The organism is Hymenobacter sp. YC55 (assembly GCF_029433095.1).
Taxonomy (GTDB): domain Bacteria; phylum Bacteroidota; class Bacteroidia; order Cytophagales; family Hymenobacteraceae; genus Hymenobacter.
Window position 1 is genome coordinate 98732 of sequence record NZ_JARNTX010000007.1, and the last position, 18596, is coordinate 117327.

Sequence of the window (18596 nt, forward strand, 5' to 3'; positions counted from 1 at the left end):
TGGGAGTGCTGGGCTTGTCATCGCCTAGACGGGCAACACAACCGATGACAGGCGCAGAATTCTCGATAGGCTATTTTTCCCGTTTTCTAAGAGGACCCCTTACCCCCGGGGGTAGGCCGCATGGCCCGTAGGTACAAGCGCTTGACCTGCTCAGCGCGAAACACCTTGCCGGTGCGGGTGAGAAAGCGCTGGGAATTGAGCCGCTGGGCAATCTGGGAGTAGTTGAGGCCTTTCTCGTGCAGCAGCAGGATGTGCGCGGCCGCCCGCTCGTTATGTTCATGGGCGTGCGCCAGCGCCTGGCTCCGGTCCCGGCCCTTCTGGGTGGCCGCTGGCGTAAGGTTAGCCGGCGTACCCAGTTGCGCGCCCTGCGCTTTCTTGGCGGCGAGCGCGGCCTTCGTGCGCTGGGAGATGAGTTCGCGCTCGTGCTGGGCGAGCACGGCAAAGATGCCGACGGTGAGGGTATTGGCGTCGGGCATGTCGCAGCAGACGAAGTCCACGCCCGCGTCGCGCAGGGCGAAGATGAAGCCCGCATTGCGGGACAAGCGGTCGAGCTTGGCAATGAGCAGGGTCGCGCCCGTGGCCTTCGCCAGGGCCATGGCCGCCTGGAGCTGGGGCCGCTCGTTCTTCTTGCCGGACTCCACTTCAACAAACTCTCCTAGTAAATGAGCAGCCGGGGTGAACGTGGCCACTGCAGCCCGCTGGGCAGCAAGGCCGAGGCCAGACTGGCCTTGCTTTTGGGTGGAGACGCGCAGGTAAGCGACGTACGATTTCATGCAACGGGAGAGAAGGGTAGGCAAAAGTAACCCCCGTTTGACTCATTTCACAGTGGTTAAACGGACGTTTAACGAATGTGACAACACACTATATTGCACCTCTTTCCTCTTCTACCATGGGTGTATGATCAACTATGTCGCCTACTTCCGGGTGAGTACTGCTCGGCAGGGACAGTCTGGCTTGGGACTTGAAGCGCAGCAAGCCGCGGTGCGGAATTTCGTGGGGACCGAGGCCCGCATCGTGGCCGAGTTTACGGAAGTAGAGAGTGGGCGCAAGAACAGCCGGCCGCAGCTGCAGGCGGCCATCACCCAGGCCAAGCAGGAGGGAGCGGTGCTGCTCGTCGCCAAGCTCGACCGCTTAGCCCGCAACGTGGCCTTCCTCGCGACCCTGATGGAAAGTCACGTGCGCTTTAAGGCGGTGGACTTGCCGGCGGCGGATGAGTTTACGCTACACATCTTGGCGGCGGTAGCGCAGAAAGAGGCCACGGCCATTTCCACGCGCACGAAGGATGCGTTGGCCGCCAAGAAGGCGCGGGGCTTTCAACTCGGCACGCCCGCTAATCTGACGGCGGCAGCGCGGGAGAAGTCGTGGGTGTCGCTACGGCATAACGCGCAAACCAATCTCAACAATCGGCAAGCCAAGCAGCTGGCCATCCTCCTGCGAGCGACGGGGGTCAGCTTGCGCGAGATTGCCGCTCGGCTCAACGAGTCGGGGTATCGGACCAGGAGAGGGAAGGCCTTCCATCCCATGGGGGTGAAGCGGTTACTGACAACGCTAGAAACCCAAGTCCTTTAAGTTGCAAAAGAGTCAGAATCAAACAAAGGGTACGGATTAGCTCCAGCAGAGGACGAACAGTACATTTAGACGAGTAAGCGTTGCCACTTCTGTTTTCCGGCTGCGTGCTGCACGCTGCGAAGTAATTAAGTGCCTATTAGTCCTTAACCATTCACCCTACGCCGAAGAGCAAGCGGCTATTGCAGAGCATAGCTGAACCCATATTACTTCTTCATGCCTAACCATACCCAGCCAGCCAAATGGCCTCGCGCCGAACCGAAAGATTTACGTCAGCTGATTGAGTTCATAGCTCCCTTCGTAATGTGGCTTGACCCCAAAAGCGTGGAGGATATTGTTAGATATAATAACCAAAGGTGTTCAGACTGGGAAACCATATTGAAAGCTTTACCTAGTAATCCAGTGCCTTCAGAAGCATATCTGTGGAAAAATGGGGCTTGCGTTTTTCCCGTAATCCGCCGTTCCACCGGTTCTGAAGACAGTAATTACTTCGGCGCGGATGGATGCCTCAAAACCGATAATAGCAATAACCGGTACTCTAACTCAATATAGAGATAAGCATTCCACTAAGCTGGTAAACCCAAAAAGAACGATACTAGTCAATCAGTTTTAATAGCCTTGGTATGAGCAGAAATACATGAGACTCTCTCCTAACAGAGATACTAGTAAAAAAATAATATAGGCGAAACAAGGATCATGACTTTTTATTGAAAGTAAAATAAATTGTTTAAATATTTAATGTTATAGTACTATGGATATTAACACCATAAAGGGTAATTTAAATGAAAAGCGTGCTAGTTATTTTGATATTTGGTTAAGAAAATTAGGGTTTAGAGATGATATTATACGTGAGCAATATATTTCACAATTATACAATATGTTTGTAAATAAGTTCAAGGACAAAAAGAAATTTACTTATTGGGGATATGGGCAAACGTCACTAAGTGAATATACCGTTCAAGACTTTGCTGAAATGGTATCCGCAAATCTTGGCGCAGAGATATCATTTAAAAGACCCACTATAATGAAGCGGGTTATTTTAGAAGATTCACAAAGTATTGAAAATTTTATATTAGATAAGCTCAAGTTAAAATATGTAACTGCATCTAATATAGCTGGATATATTTATTGCCCAGTAAGTTATTGTATTCAGAAGAGCTTTCGTGATGATCCCACAGAAGAAGGGGAAATAGGAGCCAAATTACATAATGATAACAGGCTAATAAGTTATATAGATGGGATAAAAGGCAAGTTTGAGGTAAGCAATAACATCAAAACCAACGTATTATACAGTAGGTATAATTATGATTTTTTTACTGAAATACGTCAAGCATCTGTATATTTTGTTGGGCACGCTAATGACAGAAAAGAATATTTCAAAAGTAGCAAAGGCAGGTTCGTAGGACAGCCAGATTATATATTTACGAATAGAGATAATAACAAATTCATTGTTGAAGAAAAATTTATTAATGCAAAAAAGGAGAAACATTATTTCAAGGATAGCCACATAGCTCAATTGACATCATATATCGAAGGACTAGACTTAATTAATGCTAAATATGGCTATTTGGTATACTGGTATTATGAGTATGTTGATGAAAAAATGGTAATTAAGAAGTGTAGTGCATTAAAGATTAGCCAATCAGAACAAAATAAGAATAAGCTTAGAGAGGCCTATAAAAATATAATGGACATTAATACTGGAACGGTCATTGATTTTGATAGCAGTACGTTAGATGCAAATAAATGCGCAAACTGCGTTGTTAGAAGGTTTTGTGGACACAAATCGGGCAGGCCTAAAACATTGTCTATTCCTTATGATAAGAGGTATTACGGATTGATTTAAAAAGTGAGTTTTATAGGCCATATCAAATTATAGTTACAGTGACGTTAAATGACATTTTCGATAGCTCACCCTGCTTGCGGAGTTTTTCACTTGCTCTAGGTCAGAAAGGTCTATGTTGTAAAAGCTAAAGGCTTTTCGTTTCTGGACCTACTTTTTAGCCCTGATTTTGCGCTGGACTATAAATTTAATGATCCGAACGACCCCAAGCGTATCTAATACCGCTCCGACCACTACAACTTCGCTAAGCGCAACGTGCCCATCATCTTCTACACGAGCATCGAACACCCCGAGTACCACTAGGCGATGGACGACGTGGAGAAAATTGATTTTCCGGCCATGGTGCGCCGCGACCAGCTCATTTTTCACACGGCCTGGGCCCTGGCCAACCGGGATACCCGCATCGCGCTGAAGCCCGAACTGTTGTCCACCGTCTTCACGCCCGCCGCCGACCTGGACCGCTACGTTGGCAATTACGCCAGCCCTCAAAGTCAGCTCAAGACGGACATAACAAAAGAGGGCACGAAAAGAGGGCACGACCCTAAAGGCGTAGGGCAGCGGCCAGGCGGCTTTCTCACTGGAAACGGTAAGCAAAGACGTGTTCAAGAACGACCTCTTAGATCTCCGCATAGAGTTTGATGCAGCGAAGCCCATCTTCACGATGAAGCAGCGCGGCACCACCTTCACGTATGCCAAGGAATAAGCGCCGGCCACCAGGCAGGTAGTTGTTGTCCGCCCGGTTCCGTCGGTTGTCATGTTAAAGGCCTTTTCCGTGGTCACGTTAGGAATGAAACCTAAACCAATACGCTGCATACTACTTCCAAACGTCCATTCACAAAATGTCCAAGGCCCGTATAGCTACTTGCTGGGCTGGCTTGTGACATACTAGGAACACCTGTTCCAAGAATGTCACACGCAGCACTACCTTGCTCAGCGTTCCCAATTAAAGCGTATGCCTCATGCTGTATGTTTTATATAATCGGGTCAATACCGCTCGCCAAGGCCAATCCGGTTAGGGTTAAAAGCCCAGCAAGCGGCCGTGCTCTCATTTGCTAAGGATCCTGTGGCTATCGTAGCCCACTTCCGCTAAATAGAGAGCGGTAAGAAAAACCAGCGACCGCAGCTTGCAGCTGCTGTGGCAGAGTGTGGGCGGCTCGGTGCAACGTTACTTATTACCAATCTGGACCAGTTGAGCCGTGATGCAGCATATGTATTGCTATTAGATGTACCTTTTGTGGCCGTAGACATACCCGAGTTGAACACCCTAACGAAAGGGATCTCCGCTTCTATAGCCCAGCATGAGCGCGAGTTGATAGGTAAGTGGATTATTGAAGCATTAGCCGCTAATAAGGCACGAGGTGAGTCTTTAGGTACGACTGCTAATCTTGCTGCTGAAGGTCGACAGCAAGGGCAGGCTATCCAGCAGCAAAATGCGCGATAAGCGGAAGCCAACCGTGTAGCGGCAGCATTGGTAACACTTTGGAATCAAGTGCCTGGTCACGCATATACACTCCGTTGGATGGCGCAGGAGTTAAACCGTTTGAGGTTACGTACCCGTCGAGGGTATGCCTTCAGCGCCAAATCCGTGCAGCGCTTACAGAAATTCGATTAGCAAATACAATTGCAACAAGTAAGGTGGAATGTAATCGCATCTTGTAACTGATAAGGAGGGGCAATACCTTTTATGTTACGGGTATAAAGCGACTTTGTGAGAGCTGATGAAGTAAAAAAGTAACAAAAAACTAATCCTGCCATATAACTGTAAACACCATATATATACTGTCGAAATAGATACAATGCTCGTTTAAGGGTCTTGTATAACTCTTTGAGTTAACGTAATCGAACCAATCTTCTGCATATATCTTTTCGGGATTATTATATTTTATATTTTTACTATAATACTCACCAGTTGCTGTTGCAGATGGTACTCTATTTGATAATTTAGTAAGATATCTAAATTCAAAATCATCACTCATGCTGTGCCATAGTATTTTGCCATATTGAGAGCAAACTACAGCAATCGGGTGTGTTCCAATTGCTGCGTATCTTAATAATGTCGCGGCTATACTTGTTTGATATTTATTGCCTAAATGGCGAATAAGCTCTATAGATATTCTTTTTCCTTTACAATCATCAATAAATCTTTTTTCAGGCATTAGCAAGGAGCAAGCAAAATAGTCTGCTTCTTGTTCTACCAAGTTTTTTGAAGAAAAATCGACTGTTGAAGGATGGGATGGCGTTTTGCCTGCCTCTAACGCTAAACGATGTTCATCAAGGAAATAATGCCCTAATTCATGGCCAAAAGTAAACCGGCTCCTTGTGCTGGTTGCCTGCTTAACTTTGGATAAGTTGATATAGATGTGGAAGCTGCCATTAAGTTGCTCAATCAATCCATCAAAAGAGTCACCATAAAAACCATAGTTAAAGCTGATCTCATTATCACTCGCAATTATTTCAGGTGTAATAATACCATTTGAGCAATATGTTTCAGCTATATCTTGCGCTAAGGAAGAAATAACCCTTTTTCTATGCTTGTGGATCACTATCGTTATGTGAGTTGTTGGCTCTCTTTCGGTCCTCTTCCATTCGTTTGCGTATTTCTTCGGGTATATCTTTTCCTTCTCTCGCTGCCTGTGCTAAACTAATAGTAAATTCATTATCTATGTCATTATTTATAATTGGCTTAAATGATACTATACCTTTGTTTAAAATATCATCGATTGGTGATTCTGGAGGAGGTGTTTTTTTAAATATGTCTTTGTGATTCTCTTCTAAATAATTAACCTGTTCAATAGTGATTGGGAATAGATAGCCATTGGCTCGTAATGAATGAGTGAGCTTAGATTCATATTGCCGTTTTCTGTTATTGTTTTCCATCTTATTATTTTTTAAGAGCTTGTAGCTCATCTATCTTTTTTTGCACCTTCATTCGGGCGGTTTGCTTTATTTTTCGAAAGTTCGCTCTTGTGATGTTAAGCAACTTGCATGTACTATTAATGAATTCGCGGGGGAGATGTTTACCTTCACATTCGTAGGCTACACTTTGCAGCAGAATGTAGTGCTCTTTTTCATTGAGCGTGCTTAAAGCACTATCTAAGAGTTTTCGTTCATACGAGGCAGGTTCTTCATCGGGCTCGTCATCTGGGTCGTACTCTTCACCCTTCTCGAATATCGTTATGTCTTCCACCACGACCATCATCTCGGTCTGAGGTCGTAACTGCTGCAGAAGTTTTTTATGTTCATTATCGGCAATGGTGCCGAGCCAAGCTTTGATACCAGCTGATAGGTCATTGCCTCTAACAAGAGAGGGGTTAAAGGTTTCGGCATGTTTAAACACCTTTATGAAGGTGTTCTGTAGAACGGCATCCCCTAGTTCCTGAGCGGAAATAGGGAAGCGTGCGCACACCTTCCGTACTACTGCGGCTAGGTAGCCATGGTAGCGTTCGTAGAAAACTGTGAATGCTGCCCGAGCAACAAGTTCGTCGTCCGCACGCATGGCAATGAACTGAAGAACAGTAACATCACTTTCAGTGCGTAGCTCGTCAACAGAGATAGAGGGTAGCGATTGGTCCATGGTAACTGATAGTAGTCAAAAGCGTGAAATAGGGTCTTTTCACGCTTTTGAATATAGGCAGGAAACCAATTACCTGATCTATGTTAGTTGATGAACAAGAGACCTCTCCCGATTCTTTATTGCACAGTGCTAAGAGCAGGGTATCTATACCCGATGCAGGACTATACTCGCCTGTTAGCACAGCGCCTGTTACGCGACCCTTTCGTATACTCTCTTTGGATGGGGGTGGTATTCGAGGCTTGTACACTGCCCGTTTTTTAGCTGACCTAGAGGCGCAACTACGACGAGATGGTAAGGAACACACGTCTCTCTACCAGCACTTTGATTTAATCTGCGGTACCTCTACCGGCGGTATCATCGCCCTAGCACTGGCATTGGGCATGCCAGCAAGTGAGCTAGTGCATCTCTATTCGCATCATGCAAAAGATATTTTCGGTTCTGGCCGCAACCTCATTTCGCGTCTTGGCACTGCCCAGTATTCTAACAGGAAGCTGGAAACTTTATTAAAGGAAAAATTTAAGCCTTACTCCGCTAATGGTGACACCCGGCTGGGACACGCCCGGACGCGGGTGTGCATTCCAGTCTTTAATGCGGTGTCGGGTAAGGTAAGCGTATATAAAACTTGCCATCATGGCGAATACACCCGCGACTACCAGATGCCCGCTTATCAGGTGGGCATGTCTACTGCCGCTGCTCCAACTTATTTCGATCCTTACAGCCCACGCTATCTAGCCGATACAACGGAGGAGGAAGTCGTCGTCAGCCACAATGTAGATGGTGGCATCTTCGCTAACAACCCATCACTTATTGGCCTCACAGAAGCACATGGTGCCTTATCGGTACCATGGGCCAATATTCAACTCTTATCTATCGGGACAGGGAATAAGCGATTTTCAGAACTGCCTAAGCAGCGCAATTGGGGCTTATTCTATTGGGCCAACCCCGTAAAGAAGCGCATTTTGGATATGATGCTCCATGCTCAAGCGGACCACACTGATAACGTGTGCAAGGTACTTAGTCAAGGTGTTGGGCGCGAGTCCCCGCAGGCTTTTCTATACGAACGGGTGCAGTTCGATTTCTTTAATAAGCAGGAATACGTCGACCTGGATACTATAGATCCAACCAAGCTCGCCGCGCTGCAAGAACGAGCCAGCAACCATTTTAAAGATCGAGGCCGAAAAATCATCAATGATTTTTGCTCTGAGCCTGTACTGCCTTTCACGCCTTGCCTACCTATTCGCTCTGTCACTTTGCCTCACGCTTAATTAGACTCAAAACACCTGTCATGGCTAACTGCAACAAACTTTTTCTGGATTTCAACCAAGGCCTGAATGTGCTCAGTACAAAAAAGACCAAGCTCAACACGTCAAAGAAGGAACTGCGCCGTAAAATCACAGATCACTTCAAAGAGCATCATCCGGCCTATAAGCCAAAGTTCTTTACGCAGGGCTCACAGAAGCTAGGTACTGTAATTCGCATTCACGATGATACATGTGACTTAGATGACGGGGTGTATTTCCTGTGCGAGCCAGACGTTTCGGCGACCACCTTACAACGGTGGGTATTCGAGGCGGTAGAGGACCATACAGGCGAGCCAACTCAGCGGCGCAAAAAGTGTATTCGCGTCACCTACAAAGCCGATTATCACATCGATCTGCCGGTTTACTACATGCTCGATAAGGATGAACACCCGCACCTTGCTGTGAAGGGTGTGGGCTGGGAAGACAGCGACCCGAAGGAGTTCATCACTTGGTTTAGAAAGCGGCGGGATAGCCAAGGCCAGTTGGTTCGGCTGGTTAAGTACCTGAAATCGTGGTGCGACTGGTCTGCTCACAAAATGCCGAGTGGCCTATGTATGACAGTGTTGGCCGAGCGCAATTTTGTGGCCAATGAACGAGACGATTGCGCCCTCCGCGCCTTACTGAAAGCCATTCACAGTGATTTAAAGCGAGAGTGGAAATGCTCTATGCCTACCACACCCCAGGATGATTTGCTAAGCAAGTATACCGACGAATTAAAGCGCAATTTCTTCGATGCGCTCGATGAGTTTATCGACGATGCCAACGAAGCTGTAGACGACGAAAAGAATCAGTTGAGTGCCAGCAACCTGTGGCGTCATCACCTTGGCGATCGTTTTCCCGATGGCTTGGATGAGGATATAGAGGCAAAAGAGGCTAAGCTTCGTGTCTCCGAAGTGCTTATTAATAGCGGACGGGCAGCTACCACAGCTGCGGTTGGCATCATGGAGCAGCGCAATGGCGGCATACCTAACCAACGACATCGCTTTGACGGAGGTCGTCTGTTTTACTCTTTAGCGCGACAAGGCAAAAACTGGTTTGCCGTGTTCCACCGGGAAAAACAACTAGTTGAGCGCCATTATCCAGCTTTTCGGTGTCAACTAAAGTACAATGTCTTATGCTGTCGCGGCGAAGTGCCTTCTCCTAGTGGTAAAGGCACTTACCAAGTCAAAATTGACTGCACGCCTGGTCGGCCTCCTAAGGTATTCGTTCTGAATCCTGGTATTGAATATCGAAACCACGCTCACACGCACTTCTATCCAGCAGATAACAGCCTCTGCCTTTACTACCCGGGCGACTTGACTTGGACGGATAAGCACCACATATATAACAAAACTATTCCTTGGCTTGCCGAATGGTTTGTGTTCTACGAACTGTATCAAATTACTGGCCGCTGGGAAGGTGCTACTGTTGACCATTCCATGGCAGCTTGATACAAGTGCGCCTAATATCGAATGGCTGATAGCCAATTTTACAAAAAGCTGCCTTGGACATTTTATAAACGGTCATGCCTTTACCACAATGTCTTCAACTCTGCCCTCACCACAATTAATACTAGGTTTTGAAACCTTCTTTGGCCGCAGTGAGCCGACAGAGAGATTATCACTGCTTCAGAGTCTTCCGAAAAGGGAAATTATAACTGAGTTGGCCGGACTTAACTATCGTCTAAAGCCCAAAGACAGCATTGAGTATAGCAGCTCGTATGCGCAGCAAGTAGAGGAGCTGAAAAGATTTGTTCCGTTTTGGGGATTGTTCTTGCCCTATAAGGCGCTTTTTGACGCGCATACCGCGAAAACTAAGGACCCAGTCATCTTCACGCGGGCAACCTGCTTATTTGCCATTGAAGAAATATTAAAGTCTGATTTAGCTGACGTTGAACCAAACTTCGTCATGGACCGGCAGGAGGTGTGGGATGCTATTTTTAAATACTTACTGTGTGTTAACACCGTAATTTCTGACATTAAAAATCCTGATGAGGAGAATACCACCTTTGAGTCCGTGAACGCCAAGCTTCTTGCGCTTAATGAACTGCTGATTCCTATCGACCCCATTTACTTTCCTTACAGAGGATATAAGCTGCTAGAATATTTACATGATAGTCCAGAATACAAAGACGAACTGACTGCTTATCTCGCGTCTACTTACGGGCGTACGTATGAAGAGCTTGTTCATGCAGTGATGAGCCTCTACCTAGCTAATAAGCAACCAGATAATCAATTTGATTTTATGTATTTTACTGACCCTGCGAAAGGGTCGACTATACTGCCTGCGTTAGCCAAGGTCTTTTCTAACCCGGACACTATTAAGCTGGTGAGCTTACGCAAGTACCCGTTTGCTAGTAATGGAGAGGGAGTCTACTGCCTGATTGACAATGCCTTTTTATTGGAAAAGATATATTCCCAGTTCGTACATGACTTTTGGTTCGACTGGCTTAAAGCCATCAGTCACGAGGGCAAATCAAAATTCAACATCGCCAGTTATCGGGGAAAGATTGGATATTTTGTCGAGCACTATCTGCATTATTGGATGACATACATGTTCGCTAAAAAGGCAAGCTACAGGATGCTAACCTTTGACGAATTGAAATTTCAGAAGGGTAAAAACCAGATTGAGTTGGCGGATTTATACATCCGGGACGGTAACCGCATCCTCGTCGGGCAGGTAAAATCAGGTAGTATTTACGACCAAGAAAAATTCGGCGGGGATATCGAAGCTCTTTATAAGGGCGACCGAGAAAAGTTTTTCGCCAACTTCGGGGTGCATCAACTAGTGAGTTCTATTCAGGAGATAAACGAAAACATGAAAGCCTTGGATAAAGGCTTTCCGAAAGGCCATTCTTACGAGGTATATCCTTGCATTGTCGTTAATGACAAAGTATTCCAGACGCCAATAATGGCGAATGTATTTAACGACCGATTCCAAGAGCAGCTTCAAAAGATTACGCTTCCGAGTCGGGTGAAAATCCACCAGCTTACCTTACTCCACGTAAGCGATATCGAGCGAATGTCAGTGGCTGTCAATAAGCGTCCAAAGCTGGTGTGGGAATTGCTAAAATTCAATACGAGAGATCCACACTTTATTCCTCCCTTCTACAACACGTTGAATATAAAATTAGTAGGGCGCGAGTATGCGCAAGAAGTAAGGGAGATGTATTATGATTTAATTCACCGGTTTAGTCACTCAACATCTGCTTAACGGTTCATCTTGCTGCCTGAGTGTCTAGATCGGGAAGAACAACCCAATTAGGTGCTAGGGATTCATGGTTTAGCACGACTAAGCCTACTAGTGGCGAAAACTGATCCAACTATCTTAGCCTTAACACACTGCTTTTATTACGACGCTGCTAGCCGCGCTTTCAGCTCTTTGCTTTATTCTCGAATGGACGCTTCTCTTAGCTTAGCAATCACCCTTAACAAAACAAAAGGCGCAACAGCACTGCTGCTGGGCTCGGGCATCTCTTCGGCAGCGGGCATTCTCACAGGTTGGGGTGTCACCCTCAATCTAGTGCAGCAAGTAGCCGCCTTACAGAAAGCAGATCCGGATCCTGACCCTGCCACCTGGTATAAGAACAAGTATGGAGAAGAGCCTGATTATGCGAAGCTACTGGAACTCCTGGCTCCAACTGCTACCGAGCGGCAACGATTGCTTCGAGACTACTTTATTCCAACTGAGGAAGACCGCGATCAAAACCGCAAAACCCCAACAAAGGCTCACCGGGCTATTGCCGAATTAGTTAGCAAAGGCTACATCCGGGTTATTCTCACCACGAATTTTGATCCCTTATTAGAGCAAGCCTTGGAAGAGGTTGGTGTGCATCCTTCAATTGTTAGTGACGTGTCCGGCATCAAAGGTATGATGCCCATGCAACATGAACAGATAACGATTATCAAGCTCCATGGCCATTACTTGGACACCCGCCTGCGAAACACGCCTGCGGAGTTGGCAAAGTATGAACCCGAGTTGAACCAGCTCTTAGATCGGGTATTCGACGAATATGGTTTGCTAATTGCGGGCTGGTCGGGGGTGTGGGATACGGCCTTGAGAGATGCACTACTGCGTTGCCCAACACGACGTTTTTCCACCTATTGGACTACTATGGGTAGCTTGGCTGAGGCAGCAAAGCCTTTGGCACGACAGCGCGCGGCACAGATTATACCCATAGAAAGCGCTGATAGCTTTTTCCAGGATCTGGCGGAAAAGGTGCTGGCGTTGGAAGATTTGGCTCAACCCCATCCGGTTTCGACCCCAGTGGCTGTGGCTATCATGAAACGGTATCTGCTGGTGGATACCCAACGTATCCGGCTCCAGGAACTGGTGACAGACGAAGTTGAACGGGTATGGACGTTAGCTGGCACTCTTATCCCTACTGTTTCGCCCGCTTCAGAGGTGATGAAACAGACCATTTTAGCTATTGATCAACTATGTGAAAGGACGCTTTACTTTTTGGGTTTAGGTTCTTACTGGGCTGGCCAGATGCACCAAACACTTTGGCTACGGGCCGTAATCCGGTTAAGCAAACTGAAAGTTAATAAGGAGAGTAGCTCTGCAGTCTGGTCGGCTTACCATGACTACCCTATGTTGCTTTGCTTCTATGCCGTCGGCTTAGGTGCCACCGCCGCCGGCGATTATGACCTGTTGCTGAATTTGCTCATCGATACTAAACTCCACTACAGAGAGAATTATCCGCAACAAAAACCGGCTGAACGCTTAGATAATGTTATCCAGCAAGAGTATATGCAGCCAGTTGAGGAGCAAGCCAGTAAATTGTATCTTAATGAGCATCTTCAGCGCGTTCTACGGCCAGTTTTCACTGGTGTAATCCCCGATGATACACTATATCGGGAGGCGTTTGATGAGCTAGAATACTTGATGACTCTTGTCTTTTTCGCGGAAAGCCCAACGCAGAACACCATGTTTGGCCGTGAGTTCTATCGTGGTCTTTACATGACCCGCAGGAGAGGATGGTCAAGGCCGAATATCCACATTGAAGCTATTCGCGACAAACTCAAAGCGGCTGGCGCCAAAGGACTATTATTACAGCGTGGCTTATTTAATAACTCGGTGTCGGAACAAGAAACCGCTATAACAAAATTGGATGAGTTAATGAACCTCATCAATAGTCGTTTGTAAAATACCAAAAGGATAGGAGTTCAATTATTGCATCGGGTGAAGTCAGCTTTTATAGACCTATTTAGTAGAGTGGCTTTAGCGAAATATTAGACTCTGCTTTTTCCATTTCTGCTTGTGTATCAACTCCCACAATCCTAATCTGCACCGTGACCAACCGAGGCTCTCGATTACCCGATGTATTTCTTGAAAAGTTACTGTCCAAGGTCGGAAGTGAATTTGATCCGGAACCTGTGCCCGTGCATGCAGAAGCGTATGCTACGCCGCTGAACTGCTTCCCCAATGTCGATGAAAAGGTCAGACGGGCTGGTGGGAAGCCCCATTATGGCTGGTTAATCCATAAAACCAGACTCCTTTACGAGGCGGAAAGGCACGCTGTATGGGAAAATGAAGATGGGGAGTTAGTTGATGTAACACCCTACGAACCCGTCGTAGACGAAATTCTATTCGTCTCCGATAATAACTGGGCCTATGTTGGGAAATCGATTGACAACATTCGAGTTAACCGAACCAAGAACCCCTTGGTTGATGACTTTATACTTCTATCGGAAACAGTATCGCTAGCACTTGCCTACGGCAGTCAACTAAATGGGATTCTAACTATTCCAGAGCCCGCAATGGTAGTTGCTAAAGCCTACGGAAAGCTGAAGGATGACCTGCACGAATTCATAAGGCTGGGAGGCCAGCCGCACTTCGCTTGCTACTGTGGCGTATCTAGAACCTATAAAAGCTGTCATGGTAGCCAGCTGCGTGAGGGTATTAATATGGTTATGAACAAGTTACAGAACCTATTAGGCAGTCCGAGCTAATAGCCCTGCAATTATCTACAGACATAAGGGCATCTCACTGTCATCCATCATTGTCCTCGGTTAAAAGTTCGATTCAAATATTAATCGACGAGCTTATCAGTATGCTCACTCTAGAGCGTCTCCATTGTGAAAGGGGCCTCACTCCTGCTTATTAGTAGTTTATACTCTCGTGCGGCCTTGGGCCTTGCCAACCTCTGAATGCAGCAATTTAGCATGCAACCACTAGGCTGGGAAGCACCATGCTTAACTTTTAAATCAAACTTTTAACCGAGACTAGTATTGTGCCACGGAAGGTTAATTGCGTGACGATGACCTATAGTACGCACGGTTTACGCTTGGGCATTGGTTGTTTGAGCATTCATCCTATCCACATAGTTCTTTAGTATCGTCTCGATGTAGTCGACCCGCAGTTGCATCTCCTCATCCGGTACTGCCCGAATCTGGGACCAGATAATATCGCCGGGATCAGCAGGCCAAATTTTAACCATATCAGGATACACTGCTTTGGCGAGCTCGCCCTTGATTGCCGGGTCGACACTACTTAAGACCACCAAGACTAGCCCCTTTATACAAAAGGTCGAGCTTTGAACATTCTTTGGTAAAGCGAGTCGATCCTTTCTCAATGCGTTGGTAGTCTCCTCGCTAAGTCCTCTCTCTTCTCCAGTATTAGAAGCAACTAAATATCCATGGTGCCCATTCATTTGCGTCCAATCTTCCGACTGCCCTTGCTGATGCCTTCCAATCCATATGTTCCAGTCGGAGGGCGGCAAACGGTGGATAAGTAAGTATTGTCTTTCTCGATAAGGAATGGCTCGCATGGGCAGATCGGTGAACTCGTTAACCATAGTCATAAGGGTTATCCAAGACACAAGTTCGAATTGCTGTGATCTGGTTAGAGTTGCTTCATCCTGATTCATCAAAGAGAGTATTGTGTTTTTACTTCCCTCTTCAATCTTGCTCATCCAGCCACCATTACACCCTTCACATACCTGCCGTAACTTGCGCGAACCCAGACTACCTTGGATTACCTTCTTTGCCGGTTCCGAGGTGTAACTCGTCGCGGAATCGGGAGTAATACCGAAATAGGACTCCGATTTTAGATTCCCGTGGTTGTCTTGTCGAGGTACATAGTCATTCAGCCAGTCTGGCCAGAGGTGCTGTTTGGTTAAACCAGTGCCGCCACAAAACATACATCTGCCTTGTGATTGTGGAGCTTTTTTGCTTTTAGCCATTTTCGTGTTCTATTAAATAGGAGTTGATATACTATGGGTGTAAGTGAAAATATAGCCGGTAATTAAAGCGGTTGCTAGTAGCAGAATGCTTTCTGTTTCCACGCAGACAGTAGAACTTAAGCTTGCTATCTTGGCGGCATAGCTATTCCCTCTTTCTACCCCTTTAATAGCTTGCCTTTGCCTGAGCACCTGGCTATTGTATTAGGGGAAGGCACATACTTGACGATGCGTTTTGGCGAGAACGGCGACCGAATCAACCTCTACAACATGATCAACTTCTTTGCTGAAGTGTACTACGATCCGGAAATCAACCACCTGCACCACTGCCGCACCTACCAAAACACTGGCCCACTCGAAGTATATACCGATCAGATCCGCTGGCCCAACTTATAAAATATCATTGTTCAAAAGGAAAGTCTAAGCTGGGAAAACCAGCTTGTTAACGCTATAGAGCGGTAACAATAGTGGGCCCAATATGGCACCAAGCTTTGATGAGGCCGAAATCTCCGACCATCTTTGACGCAACGTACGGGAAACACCCCTCCAACACGGTCGCCTATAAACGGCGAAACCCCGACTGTTGGTAGCAGCCGGGGTTTCAAGAAGCGGGTGCAGTCACACCCTAACTTCTTACTCACGATGAGAAAGGTGCGTGCGAAAGTGAAACACGGCGGCAAAGCCAATGTGCTTCACATCCTGCTGGAACTGTGTAAATCAGTTGTAGCAGGGGCTGCTAGAGCCGTGGTTGCCCACTGGCTCGATCAGCCGTAGAAGTGGCGGGCATCACTCCTTGGGGGTGGTGCCCGTTTTCACTGTTGCTAGGCTAGCGACAGCACAAATATATACTTCCTTAACGCAATGGCTACAAAGGCTGTTGCAAAACCAGTTGAAGTTGCGGCCGGGTTGCTGAATGGTGCCAACAATAATCACCTGCGTGAAGCGTCGTTAGGCAATGTTCGGGCAGGCAACGAGAAGAATAAGACTTACTAAGAAAACAAGCTGCATTCGTGATGGACTCAGGCCTAACTTGTTAAACAAGATAAATTATTTCTACACCAGTTGACAGGTATTCCGGCCTGATTGGGTTTCCGACTAAGTCAACGACAAGGCAGATAGTGCGACATTGATTTAGTAGACGGCCAAATCAGACAGGTGAACCCTTGCTAACGCGTTATTAACAGGGTACTGATAGACGATACATTCATCTATGAAAACGCTTGATTTAAGAACCACGTAGTCCAGGCCTTTCGGCAGGTCCGCCGACCACGATGGACAAGCCGAGGGCGAAGCGTAACTATACTTGGGGATCCTATCAGGTACTCAGCAGCGATTTACCGAAGGACTGCATTATGCTCAACAGGCCGCTTGTCTGTCACTTTAGGCTTTATCACTGTCCCTCCCACCTCACCAGGGTTGCTCCTGGTCTTAACCAGAGCCGGGCTACCCAAATAAGTACACGCATCTGTTTATTTTTCTGCGTTACTTAGTTGTCTGATCCTTGTAGAGTACGATATCACCTATTGCTCTTGCTTTATTGGCCCCCTTTCCGCCCGTTATGTACCGTGGTGAAAGAAGCACCCACTGCCTATCTGCTATGCTGCTCTCCCGCTACGCCGGTACCGTACCCGGGCAGGTTCGCAGGCGCTGGTGCCTGCGCGGGGACATCCCTGGCCAACGTAGACCCTATCTCCTCTCCCCCCTGGCCTTATGACCATCGTTGCCCACATGTCCCAGTTGCTCGACATCTTGGACCGGCTCCAGCAGTTGCCCAGCGAGCGGTATTCACCCCTCGATAAGCAATTGTTGCGCGAGCTACTCTCCGCCACCCTCCACAACTTGCACGAGCTGTATCCGGATCACCTTTCCCACTACCAGCGGTACCGGCTGATCTCGAATCTGCACTCGCTGGAGTTACAGTTCCTGGCTATCACCCCCGGCAATGAGGTACCGGAGCACGTATGGCCCACTGTGCAGGAAGCGCTCCAATTAACTATCAACGCCACCTTAGCCAACATCAGCGACGCGCACGGCAAGTCCTAAGCCCTTTTCCTACTCGGTCCCGCTCCGTCGTATTACCCCAGGCCTCGGCCCTGTTCTTTATTTGCTACCTCTACCTTTCTCGGGTAGCTTACCCCTGTCTTCTATGCATGCCACTCTACTCTTCCAGCTTCGGCAAAATCTAGAGCGCCTGTACGCGCAGCCTATTCCCATCGACAAAGCCGCCGACCAGCTCGCCCTGCGGATGCTGCTGGCCTCAACCATTCGGCATTTACGCGCCCTGCCCGCCTATACACCCGCTTCCTCGCAAGATACCCTGCGGCTGCGCCGCGTCACCTTGCTCGAACAGGAAGCGCAGGCCCTGGCTCCTCCCGGCAAAGTAGCCCTGGGCACGTGGAATTTGCTGCACACCTACCTCAAGGAGACGATTGAAGCCGTCTTAAGCGATGCCGCTGAAAGCTACTCCCGCGCCGAGAGCAGCGCGTTGCTGCTAACTGAACAGCAACCGCTGCGCTGAGCACCCGATGCCCTCATTATCTCTCCTGATGACTCCGGTTATGGCGCAGCTCCAGCAAACCCAGCAGCGGCTGCTGAGTTTGCGCAATACCACCTATGCCGTCGAGGATCAGCACGCGCTGCGGGAAATGGTGGTCACCACCATTCTGGAGCTGCAAGCCCTCTACTTCGATACCCTCCCCTCGGCCCACCGCATCCGTGTGCTGCATTAGCTGAGCGTGCTCGAGGACGAACTTCCCGTGTCTGCTTCTGCGCCGGACGCTTCGCCTCTGGCATGGCAGCACCTGCACGAGTCGCTGCTGGCTTCCATCGAGTCGACGCTGACCTTGGAAACTAAGGGGCCCCTTGAAAATACCGTGTTTCCTATTATCGTATAACTCACTTCCTTATTCTTTTCTCCGTGCCGATCTCGTACTGCACCTTTCAGAATCTACCTTTCGAGCAGCAACTGCCGCTGGTCTGGGCCGAGGGCACGCTCCTGGCCAAGCGCTGGCAAGCCGGCCTGTTAGTAGCCCTCTATCTGATGGACGAAAGCTTTTGCTGCGAAGTATACCAGGAGCAAAACTACTATACCGGGCTGCGCCTATTGCCCTTCGCTACCCCGGACGACGGGTGGTGGGACGGGGAGTAGCC

General features: G+C 47.8%; 20 protein-coding genes. 14 read left to right on the plus strand and 6 right to left on the minus strand.

Features of this window, described 5'->3' with window-relative positions:
* Positions 1–86 precede the first annotated feature (86 nt).
* Positions 87–773, minus strand: coding sequence for a recombinase family protein (locus P1X16_RS27350; protein ID WP_277235728.1), 687 nt, complete (start codon positions 771–773; stop codon positions 87–89).
* A 124-nt stretch (positions 774–897) separates the two neighbouring features.
* On the opposite strand from P1X16_RS27350, the gene P1X16_RS27355 reads away from it, so the two are divergent.
* The gene (locus P1X16_RS27355; RefSeq protein ID WP_277235730.1) at positions 898–1569 is read left to right on the plus strand and encodes a recombinase family protein; all 672 of its coding nucleotides are present in this window, start codon (positions 898–900) and stop codon (positions 1567–1569) included.
* 748 nt (positions 1570–2317) lie between these two features.
* Positions 2318–3412 (plus strand): hypothetical protein, encoded by a 1095-nt coding sequence (locus tag P1X16_RS27360; protein ID WP_277235732.1) that lies wholly within the window; start codon positions 2318–2320, stop codon positions 3410–3412.
* 147 nt (positions 3413–3559) lie between these two features.
* On the opposite strand, the gene P1X16_RS27365 is transcribed toward P1X16_RS27360, so the two are convergent.
* Positions 3560–4222 carry a hypothetical protein gene (locus P1X16_RS27365; protein WP_277235734.1) on the minus strand — a complete coding sequence of 221 codons (663 nt, stop codon included), beginning with the start codon at positions 4220–4222 and terminating at the stop codon, positions 3560–3562.
* A gap of 322 nt (positions 4223–4544) precedes the next feature.
* Here P1X16_RS27365 and P1X16_RS27370 point away from each other — a divergent pair, with 322 nt between their 5' ends.
* Entirely contained in the window at positions 4545–4850 is a 306-nt protein-coding gene (locus P1X16_RS27370) for a recombinase family protein (protein ID WP_277235736.1), read from the plus strand.
* A 301-nt stretch (positions 4851–5151) separates the two neighbouring features.
* Here P1X16_RS27370 and P1X16_RS27375 read toward each other — a convergent pair whose 3' ends face one another.
* Genes P1X16_RS27375 through P1X16_RS27385 form a run of 3 tightly spaced genes read right to left on the minus strand, consistent with a single transcriptional unit; the run spans position 5152 to position 6983 of the window.
* Complete coding sequence (locus P1X16_RS27375; protein WP_277235738.1) at positions 5152–5952, minus strand: ImmA/IrrE family metallo-endopeptidase; 801 nt, start codon at positions 5950–5952, stop codon at positions 5152–5154.
* Complete coding sequence (locus P1X16_RS27380; RefSeq protein ID WP_277235740.1) at positions 5936–6286, minus strand: hypothetical protein; 351 nt, start codon at positions 6284–6286, stop codon at positions 5936–5938. Before P1X16_RS27380 ends, P1X16_RS27375 begins: the two co-directional genes overlap by 17 nt.
* 4 nt (positions 6287–6290) lie before the next feature.
* Entirely contained in the window at positions 6291–6983 is a 693-nt protein-coding gene (locus tag P1X16_RS27385) for a sigma-70 family RNA polymerase sigma factor (protein ID WP_277235742.1), read from the minus strand.
* Between the two features lie 80 nt (positions 6984–7063).
* Here P1X16_RS27385 and P1X16_RS27390 point away from each other — a divergent pair, with 80 nt between their 5' ends.
* From P1X16_RS27390 to P1X16_RS27410, 5 genes are all read left to right on the plus strand, one after another.
* Positions 7064–8248 (plus strand): CBASS cGAMP-activated phospholipase, encoded by a 1185-nt coding sequence (locus tag P1X16_RS27390; protein ID WP_277235744.1) that lies wholly within the window; start codon positions 7064–7066, stop codon positions 8246–8248.
* Positions 8249–8268: 20 nt separating this feature from the next.
* Positions 8269–9714, plus strand: coding sequence for a CBASS cGAMP synthase (locus P1X16_RS27395; protein WP_277235747.1), 1446 nt, complete (start codon positions 8269–8271; stop codon positions 9712–9714).
* Positions 9692–11476: a hypothetical protein gene (locus P1X16_RS27400; protein WP_277235749.1), complete on the plus strand. Its 1785-nt coding sequence runs from the start codon at positions 9692–9694 to the stop codon at positions 11474–11476. Before P1X16_RS27395 ends, P1X16_RS27400 begins: the two co-directional genes overlap by 23 nt.
* 183 nt (positions 11477–11659) lie before the next feature.
* Positions 11660–13411: an SIR2 family protein gene (locus P1X16_RS27405; protein WP_277235751.1), complete on the plus strand. Its 1752-nt coding sequence runs from the start codon at positions 11660–11662 to the stop codon at positions 13409–13411.
* Positions 13412–13557: 146 nt separating this feature from the next.
* Positions 13558–14217: a hypothetical protein gene (locus P1X16_RS27410; RefSeq protein WP_277235753.1), complete on the plus strand. Its 660-nt coding sequence runs from the start codon at positions 13558–13560 to the stop codon at positions 14215–14217.
* Between the two features lie 329 nt (positions 14218–14546).
* Here the strand turns inward: P1X16_RS27410 and P1X16_RS27415 are convergent, their stop codons facing one another.
* The gene (locus tag P1X16_RS27415; protein ID WP_277235755.1) at positions 14547–15449 is read right to left on the minus strand and encodes a hypothetical protein; all 903 of its coding nucleotides are present in this window, start codon (positions 15447–15449) and stop codon (positions 14547–14549) included.
* Positions 15450–15626: 177 nt separating this feature from the next.
* Here P1X16_RS27415 and P1X16_RS27420 point away from each other — a divergent pair, with 177 nt between their 5' ends.
* The 6 genes from P1X16_RS27420 (at position 15627) to P1X16_RS27445 (ending at position 18594) form a co-directional block, all read left to right on the plus strand.
* Positions 15627–15842 (plus strand): hypothetical protein, encoded by a 216-nt coding sequence (locus P1X16_RS27420; RefSeq protein WP_277235756.1) that lies wholly within the window; start codon positions 15627–15629, stop codon positions 15840–15842.
* Between the two features lie 1314 nt (positions 15843–17156).
* Complete coding sequence (locus tag P1X16_RS27425; RefSeq protein WP_277235759.1) at positions 17157–17489, plus strand: hypothetical protein; 333 nt, start codon at positions 17157–17159, stop codon at positions 17487–17489.
* Between the two features lie 103 nt (positions 17490–17592).
* Positions 17593–17964, plus strand: coding sequence for a hypothetical protein (locus P1X16_RS27430; RefSeq protein WP_277235761.1), 372 nt, complete (start codon positions 17593–17595; stop codon positions 17962–17964).
* A 7-nt stretch (positions 17965–17971) separates the two neighbouring features.
* Positions 17972–18175 carry a hypothetical protein gene (locus tag P1X16_RS27435; RefSeq protein WP_277235764.1) on the plus strand — a complete coding sequence of 68 codons (204 nt, stop codon included), beginning with the start codon at positions 17972–17974 and terminating at the stop codon, positions 18173–18175.
* A gap of 27 nt (positions 18176–18202) precedes the next feature.
* Positions 18203–18340, plus strand: a complete 138-nt coding sequence (locus P1X16_RS27440) for a hypothetical protein (protein ID WP_277235766.1) — start codon at positions 18203–18205, stop codon at positions 18338–18340.
* Positions 18341–18363: 23 nt separating this feature from the next.
* Positions 18364–18594, plus strand: coding sequence for a hypothetical protein (locus P1X16_RS27445; protein ID WP_277235769.1), 231 nt, complete (start codon positions 18364–18366; stop codon positions 18592–18594).
* Positions 18595–18596: the final 2 nt, after the last annotated feature.

Bases quoted from the DNA above. Each gene is read 5' to 3' on its own strand.
- P1X16_RS27365 (WP_277235734.1), bottom strand. From the start codon at position 4,222: ATGCAGCGTATTGGTTTAGGTTTCATTCCTAACGTGACCACGGAAAAG.
- P1X16_RS27390 (WP_277235744.1), top strand. From the start codon at position 7,064: ATGTTAGTTGATGAACAAGAGACCTCTCCCGATTCTTTATTGCACAGT.
- P1X16_RS27380 (WP_277235740.1), bottom strand. From the start codon at position 6,286: ATGGAAAACAATAACAGAAAACGGCAATATGAATCTAAGCTCACTCAT.
- P1X16_RS27435 (WP_277235764.1), top strand. From the start codon at position 17,972: ATGCCCTCATTATCTCTCCTGATGACTCCGGTTATGGCGCAGCTCCAG.
- P1X16_RS27430 (WP_277235761.1), top strand. From the start codon at position 17,593: ATGCATGCCACTCTACTCTTCCAGCTTCGGCAAAATCTAGAGCGCCTG.
- P1X16_RS27425 (WP_277235759.1), top strand. From the start codon at position 17,157: ATGACCATCGTTGCCCACATGTCCCAGTTGCTCGACATCTTGGACCGG.
- P1X16_RS27405 (WP_277235751.1), top strand. From the start codon at position 11,660: ATGGACGCTTCTCTTAGCTTAGCAATCACCCTTAACAAAACAAAAGGC.
- P1X16_RS27395 (WP_277235747.1), top strand. From the start codon at position 8,269: ATGGCTAACTGCAACAAACTTTTTCTGGATTTCAACCAAGGCCTGAAT.
- P1X16_RS27350 (WP_277235728.1), bottom strand. From the start codon at position 773: ATGAAATCGTACGTCGCTTACCTGCGCGTCTCCACCCAAAAGCAAGGC.
- P1X16_RS27355 (WP_277235730.1), top strand. From the start codon at position 898: ATGATCAACTATGTCGCCTACTTCCGGGTGAGTACTGCTCGGCAGGGA.
- P1X16_RS27415 (WP_277235755.1), bottom strand. From the start codon at position 15,449: ATGGCTAAAAGCAAAAAAGCTCCACAATCACAAGGCAGATGTATGTTT.
- P1X16_RS27360 (WP_277235732.1), top strand. From the start codon at position 2,318: ATGGATATTAACACCATAAAGGGTAATTTAAATGAAAAGCGTGCTAGT.
- P1X16_RS27385 (WP_277235742.1), bottom strand. From the start codon at position 6,983: ATGGACCAATCGCTACCCTCTATCTCTGTTGACGAGCTACGCACTGAA.